The organism is Streptomyces mangrovisoli, assembly GCF_000974985.2.
GTDB classification, from domain to species: Bacteria; Actinomycetota; Actinomycetes; order Streptomycetales; family Streptomycetaceae; genus Streptomyces; species Streptomyces mangrovisoli.
The window spans coordinates 1-21,228 of record NZ_LAVA02000111.1 but is presented as its reverse complement, the minus strand read 5'-3'; the positions used below and the strand labels follow the sequence as shown (position 1 = coordinate 21,228).

The 21,228-nt window shown below is 72.0% G+C and carries 21 protein-coding genes; 5 read left to right on the top strand and 16 right to left on the bottom strand.

Annotation, left to right across the window (positions count from 1 at the left end):
* Both WN71_RS35310 and WN71_RS35305 read left to right on the top strand, forming a co-directional pair.
* The coding region (locus tag WN71_RS35310) for a DUF2690 domain-containing protein (protein WP_206300231.1) at positions 1–518 on the top strand (518 nt) is incomplete at its 5' end.
* 46 nt (positions 519–564) lie between these two features.
* The gene (locus WN71_RS35305) at positions 565–1,380 is read left to right on the top strand and encodes a DUF4253 domain-containing protein (protein ID WP_046587130.1); all 816 of its coding nucleotides are present in this window, start codon (positions 565–567) and stop codon (positions 1,378–1,380) included.
* A gap of 36 nt (positions 1,381–1,416) precedes the next feature.
* Here WN71_RS35305 and WN71_RS35300 read toward each other — a convergent pair whose 3' ends face one another.
* The 7 genes from WN71_RS35300 to WN71_RS35270 form a co-directional block, all read right to left on the bottom strand.
* A complete protein-coding gene (locus WN71_RS35300; RefSeq protein WP_046587132.1) occupies positions 1,417–2,316 on the bottom strand; it encodes an SAM-dependent methyltransferase in 900 nt (299 codons plus the stop codon).
* A gap of 119 nt (positions 2,317–2,435) precedes the next feature.
* Positions 2,436–3,428: a porphobilinogen synthase gene (gene hemB, locus WN71_RS35295; protein ID WP_046587134.1), complete on the bottom strand. Its 993-nt coding sequence runs from the start codon at positions 3,426–3,428 to the stop codon at positions 2,436–2,438.
* 210 nt (positions 3,429–3,638) lie between these two features.
* Entirely contained in the window at positions 3,639–5,363 is a 1,725-nt protein-coding gene (locus WN71_RS35290) for a bifunctional uroporphyrinogen-III C-methyltransferase/uroporphyrinogen-III synthase (protein ID WP_046587136.1), read from the bottom strand.
* Positions 5,360–6,319 carry a hydroxymethylbilane synthase gene (gene hemC / locus WN71_RS35285; protein ID WP_046587138.1) on the bottom strand — a complete coding sequence of 320 codons (960 nt, stop codon included), beginning with the start codon at positions 6,317–6,319 and terminating at the stop codon, positions 5,360–5,362. Before hemC ends, WN71_RS35290 begins: the two co-directional genes overlap by 4 nt.
* A complete protein-coding gene (locus WN71_RS35280) occupies positions 6,316–8,022 on the bottom strand; it encodes a glutamyl-tRNA reductase (protein WP_046587140.1) in 1,707 nt (568 codons plus the stop codon). Before WN71_RS35280 ends, hemC begins: the two co-directional genes overlap by 4 nt.
* Positions 8,019–8,780: a redox-sensing transcriptional repressor Rex gene (locus tag WN71_RS35275; protein WP_046587142.1), complete on the bottom strand. Its 762-nt coding sequence runs from the start codon at positions 8,778–8,780 to the stop codon at positions 8,019–8,021. Before WN71_RS35275 ends, WN71_RS35280 begins: the two co-directional genes overlap by 4 nt.
* Before the next feature lie 338 nt (positions 8,781–9,118).
* A complete protein-coding gene (locus WN71_RS35270; RefSeq protein WP_046587171.1) occupies positions 9,119–9,391 on the bottom strand; it encodes a glutaredoxin family protein in 273 nt (90 codons plus the stop codon).
* 103 nt (positions 9,392–9,494) lie between these two features.
* On the opposite strand from WN71_RS35270, the gene WN71_RS35265 reads away from it, so the two are divergent.
* The 3 genes from WN71_RS35265 to WN71_RS35255 all read left to right on the top strand — a co-directional run bounded on the left by WN71_RS35265 (position 9,495) and on the right by WN71_RS35255 (position 13,163).
* Positions 9,495–10,418: an HAD family hydrolase gene (locus WN71_RS35265; protein WP_079178369.1), complete on the top strand. Its 924-nt coding sequence runs from the start codon at positions 9,495–9,497 to the stop codon at positions 10,416–10,418.
* A gap of 477 nt (positions 10,419–10,895) precedes the next feature.
* Positions 10,896–11,675, top strand: a complete 780-nt coding sequence (locus tag WN71_RS35260; RefSeq protein WP_046587147.1) for an ECF subfamily RNA polymerase sigma factor, BldN family — start codon at positions 10,896–10,898, stop codon at positions 11,673–11,675.
* Positions 11,676–11,936: 261 nt separating this feature from the next.
* Positions 11,937–13,163 (top strand): DUF5667 domain-containing protein, encoded by a 1,227-nt coding sequence (locus WN71_RS35255; protein ID WP_046587149.1) that lies wholly within the window; start codon positions 11,937–11,939, stop codon positions 13,161–13,163.
* Between the two features lie 125 nt (positions 13,164–13,288).
* Here WN71_RS35255 and WN71_RS35250 read toward each other — a convergent pair whose 3' ends face one another.
* The 9 genes from WN71_RS35250 to WN71_RS35215 form a co-directional block, all read right to left on the bottom strand.
* Entirely contained in the window at positions 13,289–14,338 is a 1,050-nt protein-coding gene (locus tag WN71_RS35250) for a lysophospholipid acyltransferase family protein (protein ID WP_046587151.1), read from the bottom strand.
* A 14-nt stretch (positions 14,339–14,352) separates the two neighbouring features.
* Entirely contained in the window at positions 14,353–15,414 is a 1,062-nt protein-coding gene (locus WN71_RS35245) for an NAD-dependent epimerase/dehydratase family protein (protein ID WP_046587153.1), read from the bottom strand.
* 279 nt (positions 15,415–15,693) lie between these two features.
* Complete coding sequence (locus WN71_RS40465; protein ID WP_003948845.1) at positions 15,694–15,792, bottom strand: 30S ribosomal protein bS22; 99 nt, start codon at positions 15,790–15,792, stop codon at positions 15,694–15,696.
* 112 nt (positions 15,793–15,904) lie between these two features.
* Positions 15,905–16,117 (bottom strand): helix-turn-helix domain-containing protein, encoded by a 213-nt coding sequence (locus WN71_RS35240; protein WP_015658719.1) that lies wholly within the window; start codon positions 16,115–16,117, stop codon positions 15,905–15,907.
* A gap of 129 nt (positions 16,118–16,246) precedes the next feature.
* Positions 16,247–17,062: a phosphatase gene (locus WN71_RS35235; RefSeq protein WP_046587159.1), complete on the bottom strand. Its 816-nt coding sequence runs from the start codon at positions 17,060–17,062 to the stop codon at positions 16,247–16,249.
* A 100-nt stretch (positions 17,063–17,162) separates the two neighbouring features.
* Entirely contained in the window at positions 17,163–18,338 is a 1,176-nt protein-coding gene (locus tag WN71_RS35230; protein WP_046587162.1) for an acetoin utilization protein AcuC, read from the bottom strand.
* Complete coding sequence (locus WN71_RS35225; RefSeq protein WP_206300230.1) at positions 18,289–19,515, bottom strand: MFS transporter; 1,227 nt, start codon at positions 19,513–19,515, stop codon at positions 18,289–18,291. Before WN71_RS35225 ends, WN71_RS35230 begins: the two co-directional genes overlap by 50 nt.
* A gap of 148 nt (positions 19,516–19,663) precedes the next feature.
* Positions 19,664–20,437 carry a VC0807 family protein gene (locus WN71_RS35220; RefSeq protein WP_046587166.1) on the bottom strand — a complete coding sequence of 258 codons (774 nt, stop codon included), beginning with the start codon at positions 20,435–20,437 and terminating at the stop codon, positions 19,664–19,666.
* A 93-nt stretch (positions 20,438–20,530) separates the two neighbouring features.
* The gene (locus WN71_RS35215) at positions 20,531–21,175 is read right to left on the bottom strand and encodes an HAD family hydrolase (RefSeq protein WP_046587169.1); all 645 of its coding nucleotides are present in this window, start codon (positions 21,173–21,175) and stop codon (positions 20,531–20,533) included.
* Positions 21,176–21,228 lie beyond the last annotated feature (53 nt).

Genomic DNA, 21,228 nt, shown 5'->3' with positions numbered 1-21,228 from the left:
CACCCTCCGGCCCGCGGACGACCACCGTCGCAGTGCTCGCGGCAGCATCCGCCGTGGTCGTCGCGAGCGTGGCCCTGGTGCTGCTCCTCCTGCACGGGGGCCACCACGCCACACCCCCCTCCGCCGACGCGAGCGCAAGCGCGAGCGCGTCCGGCCCCGCCTGCCGGGGCGCGGCCTGCGACGGCGCCGACCCGATGCGGATGCGCTGCGCGCCCGCGCCGGTCAGCCTCGCGGTGCGCCGCGCCCGCGGCGGCGCCTATGTGGAGCTGCGCTACGGCACGGCGTGCGGCGCGAGTTGGGCCCGCACCTGGGGTGCCCGGGTCGGCGACCGCGTCGAGGTGAGCGCCGCCGGCGCGGTGCGCGGCGCGACGGTCGCCGACCGCGCCGCCACCGACGCGTTCGTCTACACCGCCATGGTGACCACGCCGCCCGGGACCGCGCTGCGGGTCTGTCTCCGCCCCGCGGGCGGCACCGCCGCCGAGTGCTGGACGAGCCGCGTCCCCCGAGCGGCCGGGTGAACGGCCGGGTGAGCCGTTGTCGGTGGGCGGCCCTACAGTCACCGCCATGGCGACACTTCCCAACCCGCTGCCGCGACTGGCGGCCGACCCGAGCGGCGGCGCGCTCGGACTACCGCTCCCCGAGGGGCGGCTGATCGACACGACGGTCGACGGCACCTGGCACGAGCCGCTGCTGTGGCACGCGGAGAAGCGGGCCCGGCCCGGCGACTGGTCGGCACTGGCCGCCGCGGCACCGCGACTCGGCCTGCTGCCGGTGCTGGTGGAGACCGGCGGCCCGCAGGGCGCCCCGGGAGACCTGTGGGAGCTGGACCCGGAGCGGACGTCCTACCCCGGTGACCACGACGCCGAGGACGTCCTGATGGACCTCGGCGGCTACGGCGGGGAGAACGCCGACGGGGAGGAGCCCGAGGAGCGCGAGTGGCCCGGACTCGCCGAGGCGCTGCCGTTCGGCGCCGATCCGGACGAGGCGGCCGCCGCACTCGCCGGCGAACTCACGGACGAGACGCGCGCGGCCAGGCTGAAGGAGCCGTGCCTGGCGCTCGTCAGCGCCCGGCGCAGCGCCGACATACCGGCGGCGATCGGCTGGACGGGCCCGATGAACACCGAGAACGACGTGGCGCGGCTGTGCGCCGTACTGCGCTCCTGGGAGGACCGCTTCGGCGCCCGCGTGGTGGCGCTCGGCTTCGACCGACTCGTCGTGTCCGTCGCGGCCCCGGCCGGCACGCTGGAGCAGGCGGAGGCGATCGCCGCGGAGCACGAGGCGTTCTGCCCGGACATCTGGCAGGGGGGCCACCGCACGCTGCGGGAGTACGCGCAGGCCGCGGTCCTCGGCCGGTCCCGCTGGTCGTTCTGGTGGGACTGACCGGCCCCGGTCGCGGGGCCGGTCACAGGACGGGGCCTACTTCCGCCCCGCCGCCCCGTACACGTTGATGTCGGCGTCCGTGACGTCGTTGATGTCCCGGTAGCGGATCTTCTCGATGTCGTCGAGCTGCTCGAACTCGTCGGGGTCGATGGCCGGAGGGGCCGGCGCCGGGTCCGGGTGCCAGTGGTGGACCGGTACCACGCCGGGCTCGTCGAGGGTCACCCCCGGAATGTCCGTGAACAGCCGCTCCACCTCGGCCTTCGAGCGGAAGACGAAGGTGAACCCGCGCTCGGTGTAGGTCCGTTGGACGGCGCGCGCGGGCTCGGGGTGCAGCTCGTCGGTGAGGTGGCTGAGCACGAGACGGCTGCCCGGGGGCAGGGCGTCGACGAGCTCCCGTACGACCGCGTAGGCCTGATCGTCCTCGACGAAGTGCAGGATCGCGGCGAGGATCAGCGCGACCGGCTGGTCGAAGTCGATGGTCTTGGCGGCCTGTTCGAGGATGGTGGCGGGCTCGCGCAGGTCCGCGTCGATGTAGTCGGTACGGCCCTCGGGCCCGCTGGTGAGCAGCGCGCGGGCATGGGCGAGCACGACCGGGTCGTGGTCGACGTACACGATCCGCGCGTCGGGGTTGATGCGCTGGGCGATCTGGTGGACGTTCTCCCCGGTCGGCAGGCCGGTGCCGACGTCGAGGAACTGGCGGACGCCGTCCTCGGTGGCGAGGCGGGTGACCGCGCGGCGCATGAAGTCCCGGTTGTGCCGCACGTCGAGGTAGCCGCGCGGGTTGGCGGCGAGGCCGGCGGCGGCCGCGGCCCGGTCGATCGGGTAGTTGTCCTTGCCGCCGAGGAAGACGTCGTACACGCGGGCCGGGTGCGCCTTGGTGGTGTCGATCCTCCTTCTCAGCTCGGCGGGATCGTTGCTGAGGGCGTCACCGGGCATGGAGCCTCTCCCTGGGGCTGGCGGTCGAACGTGCGACGAGCAACAACCTAACTTCCAGGGCGACTTGATGGTTCCCACTCGCCCCAGCCGGTTGCCGCCCGCCGCTTCGCCGCCGGTCCTCAGCGCAGCTTCCGCGCGACCTCCGTCGCCCAGTAGGTGAGGATGTTGCGCGCGCCGGCCCGCTTGATGCCGGTCAGCGACTCCAGGATCGCCTGGTCGCGGTCGATCCAGCCCTTCTCGGCAGCGGCCTCGATCATCGAGTACTCGCCGGAGATCTGGTACGCGGCGACCGGCACGTCCACGCTGTCCGCGACCCGGGCCAGGATGTCGAGGTAGGGGCCGGCCGGCTTGACCATCACCATGTCGGCGCCCTCCTCCAGGTCGAGGGCCAGCTCGCGCAGGGCGTCGCGGAGGTTCGCGGGGTCCTGCTGGTAGGTCTTGCGGTCGCCCTTGAGCGAGGAGCCGACGGCCTCCCGGAAGGGGCCGAAGAAGGCGGAGGCGTACTTGACGGTGTAGGCGAGGATCGCGACGTCCTCGCGGCCGATCTGGTCGAGCGCGTCGCGGATGACGCCGATCTGGCCGTCCATCATGCCGCTGGGGCCGACCACATGGGCGCCCGCGTCGGCCTGCACCTGGGCCATCTCCGCGTACCGCTCCAGGGTGGCGTCGTTGTCGACGCGGCCCTCGGCGTCGAGCACTCCGCAGTGCCCGTGGTCGGTGAACTCGTCCAGGCACAGGTCGGACATGACGAGCAGGTCGTCGCCCACCTCGGCCCGCACGTCGCGCAGGGCGACCTGGAGGATCCCGTCGGGGTCGGTGCCGACCGTGCCGAGGGCGTCCTTCTTGCTCTCCTCGGGCACGCCGAACAGCATGATCCCGGAGATGCCCGCCTCGACCGCCTCGGCGGCCGCCTTCTTCAGGCTGTCCCGCGTGTGCTGCACGACGCCGGGCATCGCGCCGATCGGCACCGGCTCGGCGATGCCCTCGCGCACGAACGCGGGGAGGATGAGATCGGCCGGGTGCAGGCGGGTCTCGGCGACCATGCGCCGCATGACGGGGGTGGTGCGCAGCCGCCGGGGACGCGTACCGGGAAAGGAACCGTACTTCGTCATACGCCCCACGCTACGCCTGCCTCAACGGCACCTTTGCCGACGTGACGTCGGAGGAGACGTCGTTCCCCGCGCCCCCTCTTCAGGGGCGCGGGGAACTGTGCGACAAGCCACGACGGACCGGTACCCGAATCACCGCGGCCCGGTGGGGGCTGAGCGCGCGGTTCCCCGCGCCCGTGACGGGGCACGGAACCCGGCGCCGAGCCCCGACCGTCAGGTCGTACGCCGCCGCCGCGCGCCGGGGCGGCGCTCGCTCGGGCGGGTGACCGGGTCGCCGGCCTCCCGCGCCGAGGCGCGGCGCTTGAGGCCGAAGTCCGCGAGGGCCTCCGCCAGCTTGTGCACCGACGGCTCGGGCGCCATGACGTCCACCCGCAGCCCGTGCTCCTCGGCCGTCTTCGCCGTCGCCGGACCGATGCAGGCGATCACCGTCACGTTGTGCGGCTTGCCCGCGATGCCGACCAGGTTGCGGACGGTGGAGGAGGAGGTGAACAGCACCGCGTCGAAGCCGCCGCCCTTGATCGCCTCCCGGGTGTCGGCCGGCGGCGGCGACGCGCGCACGGTGCGGTACGCCGTGACGTCGTCGACCTCCCAGCCCAGGTCGATCAGCCCGGCGACCAGGGTCTCCGTGGCGATGTCGGCGCGGGGCAGGAAGACACGGTCGATCGGGTCGAAGACCGGGTCGTAGGGCGGCCAGTCCTCCAGCAGACCGGCGGCGGACTGCTCGCCGGACGGCACCAGGTCGGGCTTCACACCGAAGGCGACCAGCGCCTTCGCCGTGGACTCGCCGACCGCGGCCACCTTGATGCCGGCGAAGGCCCGCGCGTCGAGGCCGTACTCCTCGAACTTCTCGCGCACCGCCTTCACCGCGTTGACCGAGGTGAACGCGATCCACTCGTAGCGGCCCGTGACCAGGCCCTTGACCGCGCGCTCCATCTGCTGCGGCGTGCGCGGCGGCTCGACGGCGATGGTCGGCACCTCGTGCGGCACCGCGCCGTAGGACCTGAGCTGGTCGGAGAGCGAGGCCGCCTGCTCCTTCGTGCGCGGCACGAGCACCTTCCAGCCGAACAGCGGCTTGGACTCGAACCACGCGAGCTGGTCGCGCTGGGCGGCGGCGGAACGCTCACCGACCACGGCTATCACCGGGCGGCCGCCGTCCGGCGACGGCAGCACCTTGCCCTGCTTGAACGTCTGCGCGATGGTGCCGAGGGTGGCGCTCCAGGTGCGCTGACGAGTGGTCGTACCAGCGATCGTCACCGTCAGCGGGGTGTCCGGCTTGCGGCCGGCCGCCACCAGCTCGCCGGCCGCGGCCGCGACGGAGTCGAGCGTCGTCGAGACGACGACCGTGCCGTCCGAGGCGCCCACCTCCGTCCAGCACCGGCCGGACGCCGTGCGGGCGTCGACGAATCGGACGTCCGCGCCCTGGGCGTCCCGCAGCGGGACACCGGCGTACGCGGGCACGCCGACGGCCGCGGCGATGCCCGGCACCACCTCGAACGGCACGCCCGCGGCGGCGCAGGCGAGCATCTCCTCGGCGGCGTACGCGTCGAGCCCGGGGTCCCCGGACACCGCACGCACCACCCGCCTGCCGCCCCGCGCGGCCTCCATGACAAGATGTGCGGCATCCCGCACTGACGGGGAGCCAGCGGTCGTTGACGCGCCGTCAACGACCGTCAGCTGAGGCGTGCCTGTGCCCGGTCCGACGGCCGCGGGGCCACCGGCCGGGACACCCGAGGTGTCCGCGTCCGTGTGCACCACGGCGACGCCCGGCCTGGCGTGGGTGCGCACGACGTCGAGCACCTCGTGCTCGGCGACGAGAACGTCCGCGTGCGCCAGCGCCTCCACGGCGCGCAGAGTCAGCAGTCCCGGATCCCCGGGTCCGGCACCGAGGAAGGTGACGTGCCCGTGTTCCGGACCGGCGGGAAGAGTGGTGGGGCTCAAAGTGCTCGCTCCCCCATCAGACCGGCCGCGCCCTGGGCGAGCATCTCGGTGGCGAGTTCGCGACCGAGCGCCGTTGCCTGGTCGTCCGTCTCGGGCACGGGACCGGTGGTGGACAGCTGCACCAGCGTCGAGCCGTCGGTGGTCCCGACGACGCCGCGCAGGCGCATTTCGTTGACAATCTGCCCGTCGGCCAGGAGGTCGGCGAGTGCGCCCACGGGGGCGCTGCAACCGGCTTCCAGGGCGGCGAGCAGGGACCGCTCGGCGGTCACGGCGGCCCGGGTGAACGGGTCGTCGAGTTCGGCGAGCGCGGCGATCAGGTCGGTGTCGTGCGCGACACACTCGATCGCCAGTGCCCCCTGGCCGGGGGCGGGCAGAACCGTGTCGACCGACAGGAAGTCGGTCACCTCGTCGGCGCGGCCGATGCGGTTGAGGCCGGCGGCCGCCAGCACCACCGCGTCCAGCTCGCCGTCGTGGACGTACCGGATCCGGGTGTCCACGTTGCCGCGGACCGGAACCGTCTCTATGTCCAGGCCGTGGCTGCGCGCGTACGCGTTGAGCTGGGCCATGCGGCGCGGCGAACCGGTGCCGATGCGCGCGCCGCGGGGCAGGTCGGTGAACTTCAGCGCGTCCCGGGCGACGAGTACGTCGCGCGGGTCCTCGCGCAGCGGCACGGCGGCCAGCGCCAGTTCGGCGGGCTGTGCCGTCGGCAGGTCCTTCAGGGAGTGCACGGCGAAGTCGACCTCGCCGCGCAGCAGCGCGTCGCGCAGCGCGGTGACGAACACACCGGTGCCGCCGATCTGCGCGAGGTGTTCGCGCGAGGTGTCGCCGTACGTGGTGATCTCGACGAGCTCCACGGGCCGTCCGGTCACCTGGCTCACGGCGTCCGCCACCTGCCCGGACTGGGCCATGGCGAGCTTGCTCCGCCGTGTGCCCAGCCGTAGCGCCTTGTCGCTCATGCTGGCCCTCGGTTCTTGCTGTTCTTCTCGGATTCGGCCCCGGCCCGGGAGACGGCGGCCACCGTCTCCTGGTCGAGGTCGAAAAGGGTCCGCAGTGCGTCCGCGTACCCGGCGCCGCCCGGTTCGGCGGCGAGTTGCTTGACCCGTACGGTCGGCGCGTGCAGCAGCTTGTCGACGACGCGCCGCACGGTCTGCGTGATCTCCGCGCGGTGCTTGTCGTCGAGGGCCGGCAGGCGTCCCTCGAGGCGGGCGATCTCGCTCGCCACGACGTCGGCGGCCATGGTGCGCAGCGCGACCACGGTCGGTGTGATGTGCGCCGCCCGCAGGGCGGCCCCGAAGGCCGCGACCTCGTCGGAGACGATACGCCTGACCTGGTCGACGTCGGCCGCCATCGGGGCGTCCGCGGACGCCTCGGCCAGCGACTCGATGTCCACGAGCCGCACACCGGTGAGCCGGTGCACGGCCGCGTCGATGTCGCGCGGCATGGCGAGGTCGAGGAGGAAGAGCGCGGGCGCCGGGCGCTGCGGCTCGGCCACCGGCTCGGGCCTGCGGCGTTCCGGGATGCGGCCCACGGCCTTGACGGCCACGGCGAGCGCGGCGATGGCCTCGGCCTCCTCGGCCGGGTCGGCCGCGGTGAGGACTCCGGCGGGGGTGCGGGCGCCCTTGTCGACCCAGGCGGCGTGCTGCTCCAGCTCGGCCGCGCCCATGCCGGCCACGGCGGCCTCCCCGTGCACGGAGAAGCCGGCGGTGGCCTGGACGGACGTCAGGTCGAGGGGGCAGTTCTCGTCGGCCGCGGCGGCGAGCGGGGTCCCGGGGACGGCGGGGGTGACGGGGGCGACCGGGGCGGCGGGCGGCTGCGCGGTGCGGCCCTCGGCGGCCCGCGCCACCGCGTCCGCCGTCAGGACCAGCCCGGTCGCGCCGGTACAGGAGACGGCCACGTCGGCACGTGTCAGCTCGCTCGGCACCGCATCCATCGGTACCGCGCGGGCCAGCACGTCCGTGTCGTCGCCCTCGGTCAGGATCTGCGCGAGCCGCTCGGCCCGCTCCTGGGTGCGGTTGGCGATCACGATCTCGGCGACGCCGGCGCGCGCGAGCGTCGCCGCGGCCAGCGAGGACATCGAACCCGCGCCGATGACCAGCGCCTTCTTGCCGCTCGCCCAGCCGGAGACGTCCGCGCCCGAGGCCAGCTGCTCCAGCCCGAAGGTGACCAGGGACTGTCCGGCCCGGTCGATGCCCGTCTCGGAGTGGGCCCGCTTGCCGACCCTGAGAGCCTGCTGGAACAGGTCGTTCAGCAGCCGGCCCGCGCTGTGCAGCTCCTGGGCGAGGGCGAGGGCGTCCTTTATCTGGCCGAGGATCTGGCCCTCGCCGACGACCATGGAGTCCAGGCCGCAGGCCACCGAGAAGAGGTGGTGGACGGCCCGGTCCTCGTAGTGCACATAGAGATAGGGAGTGAGCTCGTCCAGGCCCACCCCGCTGTGCCGGGCGAGCAGCGTGGACAGCTCGGCGACACCGGCGTGGAACTTGTCCACGTCGGCGTAGAGCTCGATGCGGTTGCAGGTGCCGAGCACCGCGGCCTCGGTGGCCGGTTCGGCGGCGACGGTGTCCTGTACGAGCTTGATCTGGGCGTCCGCGGAGAGCGCGGCCCGCTCCAGCACGCTGACCGGGGCGCTGCGGTGGCTCAGCCCGACGACGAGGAGACTCATGCCGGCATCACGGCGGGAACGTCCCCGTCGGGTCCCTGCTCGGCGGACGCCTTGCGGGCCGTGGCGGCCGGGACGGCGGCGTCGGCGCCGCTCTCCTCGCCCGCCTTGCGCTGCTCGTGGAAGGCGAGGATCTGCAGCTCGATGGAGAGGTCGACCTTGCGCACGTCGACGCCGTCCGGCACGGAGAGCACGGTCGGCGCGAAGTTCAGGATGGAGGTCACCCCGGCGGCCACGAGCCGGTCGCAGACGGGCTGGGCGGCGCCCGCGGGGGTCGCGATCACGCCGATCGACACGCCGTTGTCCTGGATGATCCGCTCCAGGTCGTCGGTGTGCTGCACGGGGATGCCGGCGACCGGCTTGCCCGCCATGGCGGGGTCGGCGTCGATCAGCGCGGCGACCCGGAAGCCGCGGGAGGCGAACCCGCCGTAGTTGGCGAGGGCGGCGCCGAGGTTGCCGATGCCGACGATGACGACGGGCCAGTCCTGGGTGAGGCCCAGCTCACGGGAGATCTGGTAGACGAGGTACTCGACGTCGTAGCCGACACCGCGCGTTCCGTACGAACCCAGGTACGAGAAGTCCTTGCGCAGCTTGGCGGAGTTGACCCCCGCCGCCGCGGCCAGTTCCTCGGAGGAGACCGTGGGTACCGAGCGCTCCGACAGTGCGGTCAGGGCGCGGAGGTACAGCGGAAGCCTGGCGACGGTGGCCTCGGGAATCCCTCGGCTGCGGGTCGCCGGTCGGTGAGTTCGGCCAGTTGCCACGGTGCTCCTGCGGGTAGAGCGGGGCTGCGGGCGGTCAGACGTACCCAGACCGCCCCGTCGACAGCAGGCTATGTCTTTGTGAACGCGTGCACAAAGATGGTGTCCGATTTGCCCGGCCAACGTGACCGGGGTCACGCATGTCTTTCGCAGGGGCAAAACCCACACTCTCCTCGCGAATCTCGCCCCCCGAGACCGGACCACCCGACGATCCTAGGCGACTTCTGTACCGTCTTGAACTGATCGGTCAGTTCCGGTGGGCGTGACGCGCAGGGCCGAGCCTGTCATGCCGCGGGGTCCGGGGATCTCCGCGAAGGTCCCCGGAGCCGGGCCGATGGTCCCTACCCGGCCAGTTCCCTGCGCAGCCGGTCCTCGTCGACACGCCAGAACGTGTGCTGGCGCCCGTCGACGAGGACGACCGGAATCTGCTCCCAGTACGTGTCGTACAGATCACGGTCCTCGCTGATGTCCTTCCGTTCCCAGGGCACCCCGAGGTCCTCGCACACGCGCTCCACCACCTCCTGGGCGTCGTCGCACAGATGGCAGCCCGGCTTGCGGACGAGCGTGACGAGCCGGTCGCCGGGAGCGGCCTTACGCCGGAAGAGGGGACTCATGTGGGCCATTGTGGCGCTCTTTAACGGCCCGGTCGCGGAGAGTTCACAGCCTCCAAACCTCGCGACTGAGGAAGCACCGAACAGAATGGCTATGCTCACGGTCATGGCCGCTCTCGGATGGCTCACTCCCCGTAGGCGCTCCGCCACGGCGCGAAGCGTGTTGGCAGGCGAAGCCTCGGCGGAGGCAGCCCGCAAGTCCTCGCAGGCGGACGCCTCGGTGTCCGCGCCGGAGGAACCGGACTTCCCCGTGCCGGGCGACGACAAGGCCGCGGCCTTCTTCGACCTGGACAACACCGTCATGCAGGGCGCCGCGCTCTTCCACTTCGGCCGCGGCCTGTACAAGCGGAAATTCTTCGAGACCCGCGACCTCGCCCGGTTCGCCTGGCAGCAGGCGTGGTTCCGGCTGGCCGGCGTCGAGGACCCCGAGCACATGCAGGAGGCCCGCGACTCGGCGCTCTCCATCGTCAAGGGCCATCGCGTCGCCGAACTCCAGTCGATCGGCGAGGAGATCTACGACGAGTACATGGCCGAGCGGATCTGGCCCGGCACCCGCGCCCTCGCCCAGGCCCACCTGGACGCGGGCCAGCGGGTGTGGCTGGTCACCGCCGCCCCGGTCGAGATCGCCACGGTCATCGCCCGCCGTCTCGGCCTGACCGGCGCGCTCGGCACGGTCGCCGAGTCGGTCAACGGCATCTACACCGGCAAGCTGGTCGGCGAGCCGCTGCACGGACCCGCCAAGGCGGAGGCGGTGCGCGCGCTGGCCCACGCCGAGCGCCTGGACCTGGACCGCTGCGCCGCCTACAGCGACTCCCACAACGACATCCCGATGCTGGAACTGGTCGGCCACCCCTACGCCATCAACCCGGACACCAAGCTGCGCAAGCACGCCCGCGCGCGGGACTGGCGGCTGCGGGACTACCGCACCGGCCGCAAGGCGGCGAAGGTCGGCATCCCGGCGGCGGCCGGCGTCGGCGCGGTCGCCGGCGGCACCGCCGCGGCCATCGCGATCAGCCGCCGCCGTCGCTGACGCGGCGCGGGCCCGCAGGTCCTCACGCAGGTCCTCACGCGCGTCCTCACGTACGCCCTCACGCGCGTCTCCACGTACGTCCACCCGCACGTCCGCCCGTGCATCCCCCACACCTCCACGCCGTCGTCGCCGCGCGAACGCCATGATCATTCGGTGTCCGCGCCGACGGCGGCGCTGTCATGTCGCGGCGGATCCGCCGCCCGCCCGCGATCAGTCGTGATGTCGGTGGACGGCCACAACACGCCCTCGCCCGGAGCCCAACCCGGGCTGATTCGATCAACAATCGGTCACTACACGGCACTTGATCGGGCGACAAACGATAACAGTAGTGACGTAATCGGTGATTTGAGCAACTCGGTGTAGCAGCGCCTGTACTTAGCGTTATTCTCCTCAGACGCAATCCGGTACCCCTCCGTCGTCACGACGGGTGAACGGTTCCGCACTGCACGTGATGGAAGCTCTGCCTCTGGGAGTCCCGTGTACCCACACGTCGGGGTTGACGCCTCGGGCCTGGCTACGCTGCGCGCAAGGATCGCTACGGTCCATGCAGTCGTGCGCGACTTCGTCCCCACCGCGTACGCCGCCCCCGCCTTCGCCACCGCCGCGCCCGCGGGCCCGTGCTATGCGCTGGCGGAGGGCAGCGCCACGGTCGGCAGACGGGGCCGCGCCTCCGGCGCCACCACCACGCGCCGCCCCGCCGCCGACAGCGACAGCGCGCGCATGATGGATCTCGTCGAGCGCGCCCAGGCCGGCGAGGCCGAGGCCTTCGGCCGCCTCTACGACCAGTACAGCGACACCGTCTACCGGTACATCTACTACCGGGTCGGCGGCAAGGCGACCGCGGAGGACCTCACCAGTGAGACGTTCCTGCGCGCGCTGCGCCGCATCGGCACCTTCACCTGGCAGGGCCGCGACTTCGGCGCCTGGCTGGTGACGATCGCCCGCAACCTGGTCGCCGACCACTTCAAGTCGAGCCGCTTCCGGCTCGAGGTGACCACCGGGGAGATGCTCGACGCCAACGAGGTCGAGCGCTCCCCCGAGGATTCGGTCCTGGAGTCCCTCTCCAACGCCGCCCTCCTCGACGCCGTCCGCAGACTCAACCCCCAGCAGCAGGAGTGCGTGACGCTCCGGTTCCTCCAGGGGCTGTCGGTCGCCGAGACCGCGCGGGTCATGGGCAAGAACGAGGGCGCCATCAAGACGCTCCAGTACCGCGCGGTGCGCACCCTGGCCCGCCTGCTGCCGGACGACGTCCGCTGACTCGACGCCGCTGACCCGACGCCGCTGGGGCGGCACGCTCAGCGACGACCAACTCACCGTCCGTGAAGGTCCGTTGACTTCCCGATCCGATCATCCGCCGTCCGTAACCCAAGTGCCGCGCCAGTCGTTGTGCGGGATACAGGCTCCCTGTGGTCACGTCCTGGCCGCCCCCGATCACTCGATCGTGTGGATGCGGTCGAGGGCGTGCAACCCCCGAGATCCCCGGGGAGTCGACCGTCATGACGAGAGGAGGTGCCGCCAGTGATCGCGAACGTATCGGCGCACCGGCGGGCGAACGCCTTCGCCCAGGCCCTGGAGGAGCAGTCCGACCGGGGCCCGGCGGCCGAGCAGTCCGAAGGATCGCCACCGGCCCCGGCCGCTGCGGACCAGACCGAGCAGGGCCGACTGCTGGCCCTCGCGACGAGTCTCGCCCAGCGGCCGAGACCGGAGCTCGATCCGGAGGTCAAGGTCGTCCAACGGGCCCAGCTGGTGGCCGCGATGGAGGCCATGCTCCAGGAGGGCGCGATCGGAGGCGAGGCGGCCGACACCGCGCTGCCCGGGCAGCGCTCGCACCGCCGGAGCGGCCAGCGGTCCAGTGGGCTGGGCAAGTTGCGTCCGCGTTCCCGGCTCACCAAGGGCCTGGCCGCGGGCGGTCTGAGCGTCGGGGTCGCCGCCAGCGCCTTCGGCGGGGTGGCCGCCGCCAGTTCCGACGCGCTGCCCGGCGACTCGCTCTACGGACTGAAACGCGGCATCGAGGACTTCAAGCTCAACTACCTGTCCGACGGCGAGGACGAGCGCGGCCGGACCTACCTCGACCAGGCGTCCACCCGGCTGAACGAGGCCCGCAGGCTGATGGAGCGCGGCCGCGGCGGGCAGCTGGACCACGAGTCCATCAGTGAGATCAGGCGCACGCTCTCGGGCATGCAGCACGACGTCACCGAGGGCCACCGCCTGCTCCACGAGGCGTACGAGCGCGACCCGAACTCACTCGGCCCGATCCAGGCCCTCTCCGCGTTCTCGCAGTCCCATCGCGAGGCGTGGGGCACCCTGCGCGACCAGCTGCCGGTGCAACTCGGCGACGTCAGCCGGCAGGTGTCGTCGGTCTTCGACGCCATAGACCAGGAAGTGGCGCCGCTCCAGTCGCTGCTGCCCCCGCAGCAGCCCACCCAGGGCGGCTCCACGAACGACCGCGACACCGGCTCCACCCCGTCCAGCAGCTCCTCGGCCGGCCACCGCTCCACCGCGCCCAGCGGCGACGCGACCTCCGGCAGCCACGGCACCGGCAGCGACAACCCCAGCTCCTCGGCCGGTTCCGCCGGCGACGGCCTGCTCGGCGGCAACACCGGCGGGCTGCTCGGCCAGCAGCCCAAGGACTCCGCCAGCGCCACACCGTCGGCCACCTCGAGCAGCGAACCGGACGTCACCCTGCCACCCCTGCTCCCGGGCCTGCTGCCCGGCCTGGGGATCGACAGCGACGACGCGAGCTGACCCCGCACCCGGTCACGGTCACGGGGGCGCCTCCCAACAGGGGCGTCCCCGTCGCCGTAGCGGCACACGATCCCGAAGTCGCCCGAAGGGGTCCGGAAACAGACCGCAGGGCTCTGGAAAGAGCTCTAGAAGAAGACCGACCGCCGCTGCACCAGCAGCTTGTACAGCGTGTGCTGGATCTGCTCACGCACCTGGTCGGTCAGGTTGAACATCAGCATCGGGTCCTCGGCCGCCTCCGGCGGATAGCCGTCCGTGAGGATCGGCTCGCCGAACTGGATGGTCCACTTCGTCGGCAGCGGGACCGCGCCCAGCGGCCCCAGCCACGGGAAGGTGGGCGTCAGCGGGAAGTACGGGAAGCCCAGCACCCGGGCCAGGGTCTTGGCGTTGCCGATCATCGGGTAGATCTCCTCGGCCCCGACGATCGAGCACGGGATGATCGGGGCGCCCTTGCGCAGGGCCGTGGAGACGAAGCCGCCCCGGCCGAACCGCTGGAGCTTGTAGCGCTCGCTGAACGGCTTGCCGATGCCCTTGAACCCCTCCGGCATCACCCCGACCAGCTCGCCCTGGCCGAGCAGCCGTTCGGCGTCCTCCGCGCACGCCAGGGTGTGCCCCAGCTTGCGGGCCAGCTCGTTGACGACCGGCAGCACGAAGACCAGGTCCGCCGCGAGCAGCCGCAGATGGCGCCCCGCCGGATGGTGGTCGTGCACGGCGACCTGCATCATCAGGCCGTCCAGCGGCAGCGTCCCGGAGTGGTTGGCGACGATCAGCGCGCCGCCCTCCTTCGGGATGTTCCCGATGCCCTTCACCTCGACCCGGAAGTACTTCTCGTACAGCGGGCGCAGCAGGGACATCAGGACCTGGTCGGTCAGCTCCTCGTCGTACCCGAAGTCGTCGACGTCGTAGTCGCCGGTGAGGCGGCGGCGCAGGAAGTTCAGGCCGCTCGCGACGCGGCGCTCCAGGCCGCCGTCGTCCTTCGGCAGGGGCGGTTGCTGCTCGTGGTGCACAGGTTCATCATCCTGCGTGGGGCCGACTCCCGGCAGTGGCTGGACCTCGCGGACCGGCGCGTTCTCGCCGCTCTTGCGCCGGCCGGCCGCGCCACGGCGCCGCTGCGGCCGCTGCACGGCGCCCCCGCGGGACCGGTCGTCGTCGAACGGAATGACCTTGGCGTCCGCCATCGTTGCTGCGCTCCTCAGTTGGCGCTAGGCGTCGGGGGGTGGCCGCTGCCCCGCTGGGACAGCGCCGCGATCCGGTCGACGGCCCCGGCGAGGGTCTCCGGCGGCAGAAGCCCGGGGCCCTTGCTGCGGGCGAAGTCCGCGAACGTCTCCGCGGTGGTGTACTTCGGCCTGAAACCCAGCGTCTCGCGCATCTGGTCCGTCGCCACCACCCGGCCGTGGGTGAGCAACCGGATCTGCTCCGGCGAGAAGTCCGTCACACCCAGCGTACGCACCATGGAACCGGCCCAGGTGACCGCGGGCAGCAGCAGCGGGACCGTGGGGCGGCCGAGCCGCCGGGAGCACTGGGAGAGCAGCAGGACGCCGTCGCCGGCGATGTTGAACGTGCCGCTGTTGAGCGTGCCGCGCACGGGGTCGTGCGAGGCGAGCCGCAGCACCTCGATCACGTCGTCCTCGTGCGCGAACTGGAGCCGCGGGTCGTAGCCGAACACGGTCGGCAGCACCGGCAGCGAGAAGTACGCGGCGAGCGGGGTGTCGGCGGTCGGCCCGAGGATGTTGGCGAACCGCAGCACGCAGACCGCGACATCGGGGCGCCGCCGCGCGAACCCGCGGACGTAACCCTCCACCTCCACCGCGTCCTTGGCGAAGCCGCCGCTGGGCAGCGACTTGGCCGGCGTGGTCTCGGTGAACACGGCGGGGTCGCGGGGCGCGGAGCCGTAGACGTTGGTGCTGGACTTGACCACGAGCCGTTTGACGGTGGGGGACTTCTGGCAGGCGCCGAGCAGCTGCATCGTGCCGATGACGTTGGTCTCCTTGACCGTGGTCCGGCTGCCGCTGCCGAGCGCCATCGCGGTGACGTCCATGTGCACGACCGTGTCCGCGGACGTCTCGGCGAGCACGCGCGCGATGGTGGGCTGCCGGATGTCGGCCTGGATGAAGTCCGCGCCGCCCAGATGGTGCGCGGGGGGTACCGCGTCCACCGCGATCACGCGGTCGACCTGTGGGTCACGCTGGATCCGTCGTACGAACCGGCCCCCCAGCTGACGGGCCACTCCGGTCACGAGCACGACCTTGCCCAAGATCAGCGCCTTCCTTCCGCCGTCGATGTTCCCACGCCCGTACCTTGCCGCGTTCCCCGTATGCGGGCCAACCTAGCCGGTCGATGTTGCGCTGTGATGACCACCCGATGCACGGGGTGACCGGAAACCGCGCCCGGACGGGACGGCTCGGGCGGCTCGGGCGGGTGGAGCGGACGGCGCGGGTGCACAGGGGCATCCTGGCACCGCGTATGCGTGTGGCCCCCCACCACAGCGGTGGGGGGCCACAAAAAACGCTCTCGCGGCGTCGCGTCGTATGTCTTACTTCTTGTTACGACGCTGGACGCGCGTGCGCTTGAGCAGCTTGCGGTGCTTCTTCTTGGCCATCCGCTTGCGCCGCTTCTTGATAACAGAGCCCACGACTACCCTCGCTCACTTCTCATCACTCGGTGTTTGGGCGCCATGGGCCCACACGACCTACGAGGGGCTAGCCTACCCGCCCGAGCGCTGAGGTCGTAATCGAGGGCATTCGTCAGGCGGTTTCCACCCCCACGTAGCTCTCACGGAGGTACTCGTGCACCGCTTGTTCGGGGACGCGGAAGGACCGCCCCACCCGGATCGCGGGCAGATGACCGCTGTGCACCAAGCGGTACACGGTCATCTTCGACACTCGCATCACCGAGGCGACCTCCGCCACGGTAAGGAACTGAACCTCGTTCAGAGGCCTCTCGCCGGCTGCACCCATGACACACCTGAACCTTCCGCACTCGACGGCCACCGGCTTCCCCTTCCGGTGACTCTTCGTCGCTGCGTGCTCACTCCCCAATGTAGGGGCGGGTGATGCGAGTGGGGAAGAGGTGCACCCATCGGCGGCCTACTGTGACAGACACGCTCGATTGAGTACGTAGCGGGTAAGCGGCCGGTAGTAATCGGACCGCACACCGTCATCAAGTGGAACGGCCACGGACACGGACCCCTCTGCCTCCCCCACGAAGAGCGCGGGGTCGTCCGTGTCAGCCAGCCCAATGGCCTCAAACCCCAGCTGACCTGCCCCGCAGACCCATCCGTGGTCCCCCACGACCAGCTCGGGCAGCGGCCCGCCGCCCTCGGCCGCGGCGGCCAGCGCGGTACGAACCGGCAGCGGGGAATGCGTATGTGCGCCGGTCGCACAACCGGGGCGTTCGGTGCCGGCTTTCCGTACGAGCGCGACTCCTCGTACGTAGGAGAGGTTGTGCGTGCGTAGACCGAACCGGGTCGTTATGTCGACACAACGACCATTCGCGGGTGTGAGGACGGCACATCCCGCCGCCGACAACGCGTCCGCGAGGGCGGCGTAGAACCCGAGCAGCCGGTGCGGGTGTCCGGTCCCGAGAAGGACGGGCACCCTGCGTTCCGCGGCCGCCCCGAGCCGCTCGGCGAAGGCGTCGAGCGCGGCCAGCGTACGGTCCGGATCGATCACGTCCAGGCCGCAGGTATGACCGGGATCGGCGGAAACACCACATTTGTCCGCCATCAAAGCGATCAAGTCACGCTGGTTCCAGGTCCATTCGGGATCGAGTCCGATCAGCGCGCGGGGGTCCCGGGCGGCGAACAGCCGGTAGCTGCGCAGGCTCTGCTCCCGTGAGGTCGCCACGGTCCCGGCCAGCCGGGCCGCGAGCAGATGGGCGCGCAGCGTTCCGGTGCTCAGCATGGAAGCGATGCTCCCGGACCGGCCCGCGCGTCACGGCCGGAACGGAGCGAACTCCGCACGGTCGGCGTAACGGTTCGGCGCCCGGACAGCCGGCGGCGGGCTACGCCAGCAGCCCCCGCAGCGGGAACACCGCACGCCGCGTCGCCAGCACGGCCTGGTCGAGGCGGTCCGCGGGGTCGTAACCCGCCTCCCACGCGCCGAAGTCCACCGGCCACCGCCCGTCCGTCATCCGCATCGGCCCCAACTGCCGGGACAGCGCGTACACCTGCTGCCGCCAGCTCTCCGGGATCACCGTCTCCGGCGCGACGGGCCGCCCCGCCGCGATCCCGACCAGATGCGTCCAGGACCGGGGTACGACCTCCACCACCGCGTAGCCGCCCCCGCCGAGCGCGATCCACCGGCCGTCGGCGTGCTCGTGGGCCAGCTCGTGGCACGCGACCTGCACCGCGCGCTGCGCGTCCAGCGACACCGCGAGATGCGCGAGCGGGTCCTCGAAGTGCGTGTCGGCGCCGTGCTGCGTCACCAGCACCTGCGGCCGGAACCCGGCGATCAGCTCGGGCACCACCGCGTGGAACGCCCGCAGCCACCCCGCGTCCCCGGTGCCGGCCGGCAGCGCCACGTTCACGGCGGAACCCTCCGCCGCCCCGGCCGCCCCGGTCTCCTCGGGCCATCCGGTCTGCGGGAACAGCGTCCGCGGATGCTCGTGCAGCGAGATGGTCAGCACCCGCGGGTCGTCCCAGAACGCGGCCTGCACGCCGTCGCCGTGATGCACGTCCACGTCCACGTACGCCACCCGCTCCGCACCCAGCTCAAGGAGCCGGGCGATCGCGAGCGCGGCGTCGTTGTAGATGCAGAAGCCCGACGCGCTGCCCGGCATCGCGTGGTGCAGCCCGCCCGCGAAGTTCACCGCGTGCAGCGCCTCACCCCGCCACACGGCCTCGGCCGCGCCGACCGACTGCCCGGCGATCAGCGCGGACACCTCGTGCATCCCGGCGAACGCGGGATCGTCCGTCGTACCGAGGCCGTACGACTGGTCCGCCGCCTCCGGCCGCAGCGACGCGGCCTTCACCGCGTCGATGTAGTCCTGCCGGTGCACCAGCCGCAGCGTCGAGTCACCGGCCGGCTTGGCCGCGACGACCGCCACCTCGCGGTCGAGCCCGAACGCGTCCACCAGTCCCCGGGTCAGCCTGAGCCGGACCGGGTCCATCGGATGGTCCCGGCCGAAGTCATAGCCCGTTACTGCCTCGTCCCACATCAGCTGTGCGCGGCCGCTCATGTGCGTCACCGTATCGGTCCGCCTTGGGCGCGAACGAATGGGCGTACGCCAACGTCACCAGGACCAACGCCATCGGCACGAGCATCGCCCAGCGGTAGCTCCAGGCGTCGCCCAGCGCGCCCACGAGCGGTGAGCCGATCAGGAAGCCGACGTAGTTGAAGATGTTCAGCCGCGCGATCGCCGCGTCCGAGGCGTCGGGGAACATCCGCCCGGCCGCCGCGAAGGTCTGCGGCACCAGCACGCACAGCCCGAGCCCGACCAGGGTGAACCCGAGCATCCCCACCCAGGCGCCCGGCGCGACCGCCACCACGGCGAACCCGCCCGCCGCCACCACGGCCCCCAGCCGCACCACCGGCACCGCCCCGAACTTCCGCACCCCGAAGTCGCCGATCGCCCGGCCGAGCAGCGTGGTGACCATGTAGACGTTGTACGGCACCGTCGCGAGCTGCTCGGAGCTGCCGAGGGTGTCCTGGAGGTACTTCGCGCTCCAGTTGGAGACGGTCGAGTCGCCGATGTACGCGAACGTCATCACCAGGCACAACGGCAGCAGCAGCCGGAAGACCACGGCCCCCGCCCGGCTCGCCTCGGCCGCGTCCGTGCCCGCGGCCACCTCCGCCGCGTCGCCGTCGACGTACCACCGGCTGCCCACCAGCGCGGCGGGCAGCAGCACGGCCACCACGGGCAGGTACGACACCCACAGCGCGAGATGCCAGTGCGCGCCGACCCAGGCCAGCGAGGCCCCGAGGATGCCGCCCAGGCTGTACGCGGCATGGAAGCTGAGCATGATGCTGCGCCCGTACGTCCGCTGGAGGCTCACCCCGAGCATGTTCATCGAGGCGTCCAGCGCGCCCACGGCGAGCCCGAACACGCCCAGCGCGACCGCCAGCTCCGCCATCTGCCCGCCGGCCCCCACGCCCAGCAGCGCCAGCAGCACCACGGGCTGGGACCAGCGCAGCAGCAGGCTCGGGCGTATGCGCTTCACGAGCTGCTCGGTGGTCACGCTGCCGATCCCCGCCAGGATCGGTACGGCGGCCAGGAAGACGGGCAGCAGCCCGTCGGAGACGCCGTAGCGGTCCTGGATCGCCGGGATCCGCGTCACGAGCAGGGCAAAAGCCGCACCCTGGGCGAAGAAGCTGAAGGCCAGCGAGGCCCTGCCGCGCCGCAGCACATCTGTCATGGCGGCGAGCGTAGGGCCCCGGCGTACCGGTGGGTAGATCCGGCCAAAGATGAATTTGGCTCAAGTTCGGGCGGTACCCGGTTTCCGGCACCGGCAGTGCCCCGGCCGGCACCTGGTCGGGTGCCGGCCGGGGCAGGGTCGGTGCCGGTCAGCGGGCGAGGGCGGCCGCGGGCTGGGCGAGAGGCCGGGCGGGCTCGGCGACGGGCTGGGCGGGCTCGGCGACGGGCTGGGCCTCGGCCTCCGCTCCGGCTCCGGCTTCGGCTTCGGCGCGCACCATGGCCTCCATGGGTCCGGCGGCCAGTCCACCGCTCACCAGGACGCCCACGAGGATCGAGACGGCCAGGACGACCCCGCCCAGCCACACCATGGTGTCCACCGGCAGGCTGTAGGCGCCGATCACCCGCGCCACGCACTCGGCGAACAGCACCACACCCCAGACCACGGAGTAGATCCGCTCCTTGGCGCGGAAGGCCGCCGAGTCGGCCGCGGACCCGGACATCAGCCGCTCCCAGGCGGCTTCCCTGGTCTCGTCGCCCTTGACCAGGAAGGGCTTCAGACCGGCCGTCATCATCGGCCTGCCGAGCGCGACGGAGACCAGGATGCCGATCGCGAGGGTGCTGCTGACCCCGCTGTCCTTGGCGATCATCAGCCGGGGGTCGCCCGAGACGAAGCTCAGCAGCAGCGAGACGACGTTCACGGCGAGGATGAGCGCGGCGAACGCGTTCGCCCTGCGCTCCCTCAGCGCGCTCCAGCCGGTCCGCACGGCCGGCACCACGCTGCTCCAGGCGAGCGCGGCGAAGGTGCTCATCCCGAAGCCGTCCTTCAGGAGGTAGTACGAAGCGAGCGGGACCGCCACGTCGATGATCAGCGGCGTGAAGTTCGACAGCGTGCTCTGGCCCTGGGAACCCGTGTTCTTCGTCATGGCTACAGCTTCGCCGCCGGCCGGGGTCGGCCAGTAGAAACGATCGTCCGGAGCTCCGCATGACAAATGTCAGCGCGCGCCACCGGACACAGGTCATATCAGCAGGTCAGCCAACTGCCCCAGGTCGTCGAAGAGTTGGGTCGCGCCGCTGAGCCGCTCGGCGGGCGTCATGGCGGTGTACCCGTACACGTCCATCCCGGCCGCGACGGCCGCCTGCACGCCCAGCGGGGAGTCCTCGACGACGGCACAGCGCTCCGGCGCGACCCCCATCCGCTCGGCCGCGTACAGGAAGAGGTCGGGGGCCGGCTTGCCCCGGCCGACATCCTGGGAGCTGAAGACCCGCGACTCGTCGAACCAGCGGTCGAGCCCGGTCGTACGGTGCCCGACCCGGATCCGCTCATGGCTCCCGGACGACGCCACGCAGTACGGCACCCCGTCGGCGGCCAGCTTCTCCAGCACGTCCGCGGCCCCCCGTATCGGTGTCAGCTCGCGCTCGAACGCGGCGAACACCCGCGCGTGGAAGACGTCGTCGAACTCGGCCGGCAGCTGCCGCCCGGTGCGTTCCGCGACCAGGTCGTGGATGCGGTGCATGGCGGAGCCCATGTAGTCGCGCAAGGACTCCTCGTAGGTCGTCGGGTGCCCGACCTCGGTGAGGTAAGCGGCGAGCAACCGGTTGGAGATGGGCTCGCTGTCGACGAGCACGCCGTCATTGTCGAAGATCACCAGGTCGTAGCGCATGACGTGAGCGTAATCGAATAGGGGCCCGGAACGCAGAAAACCCCCGTGCTCGA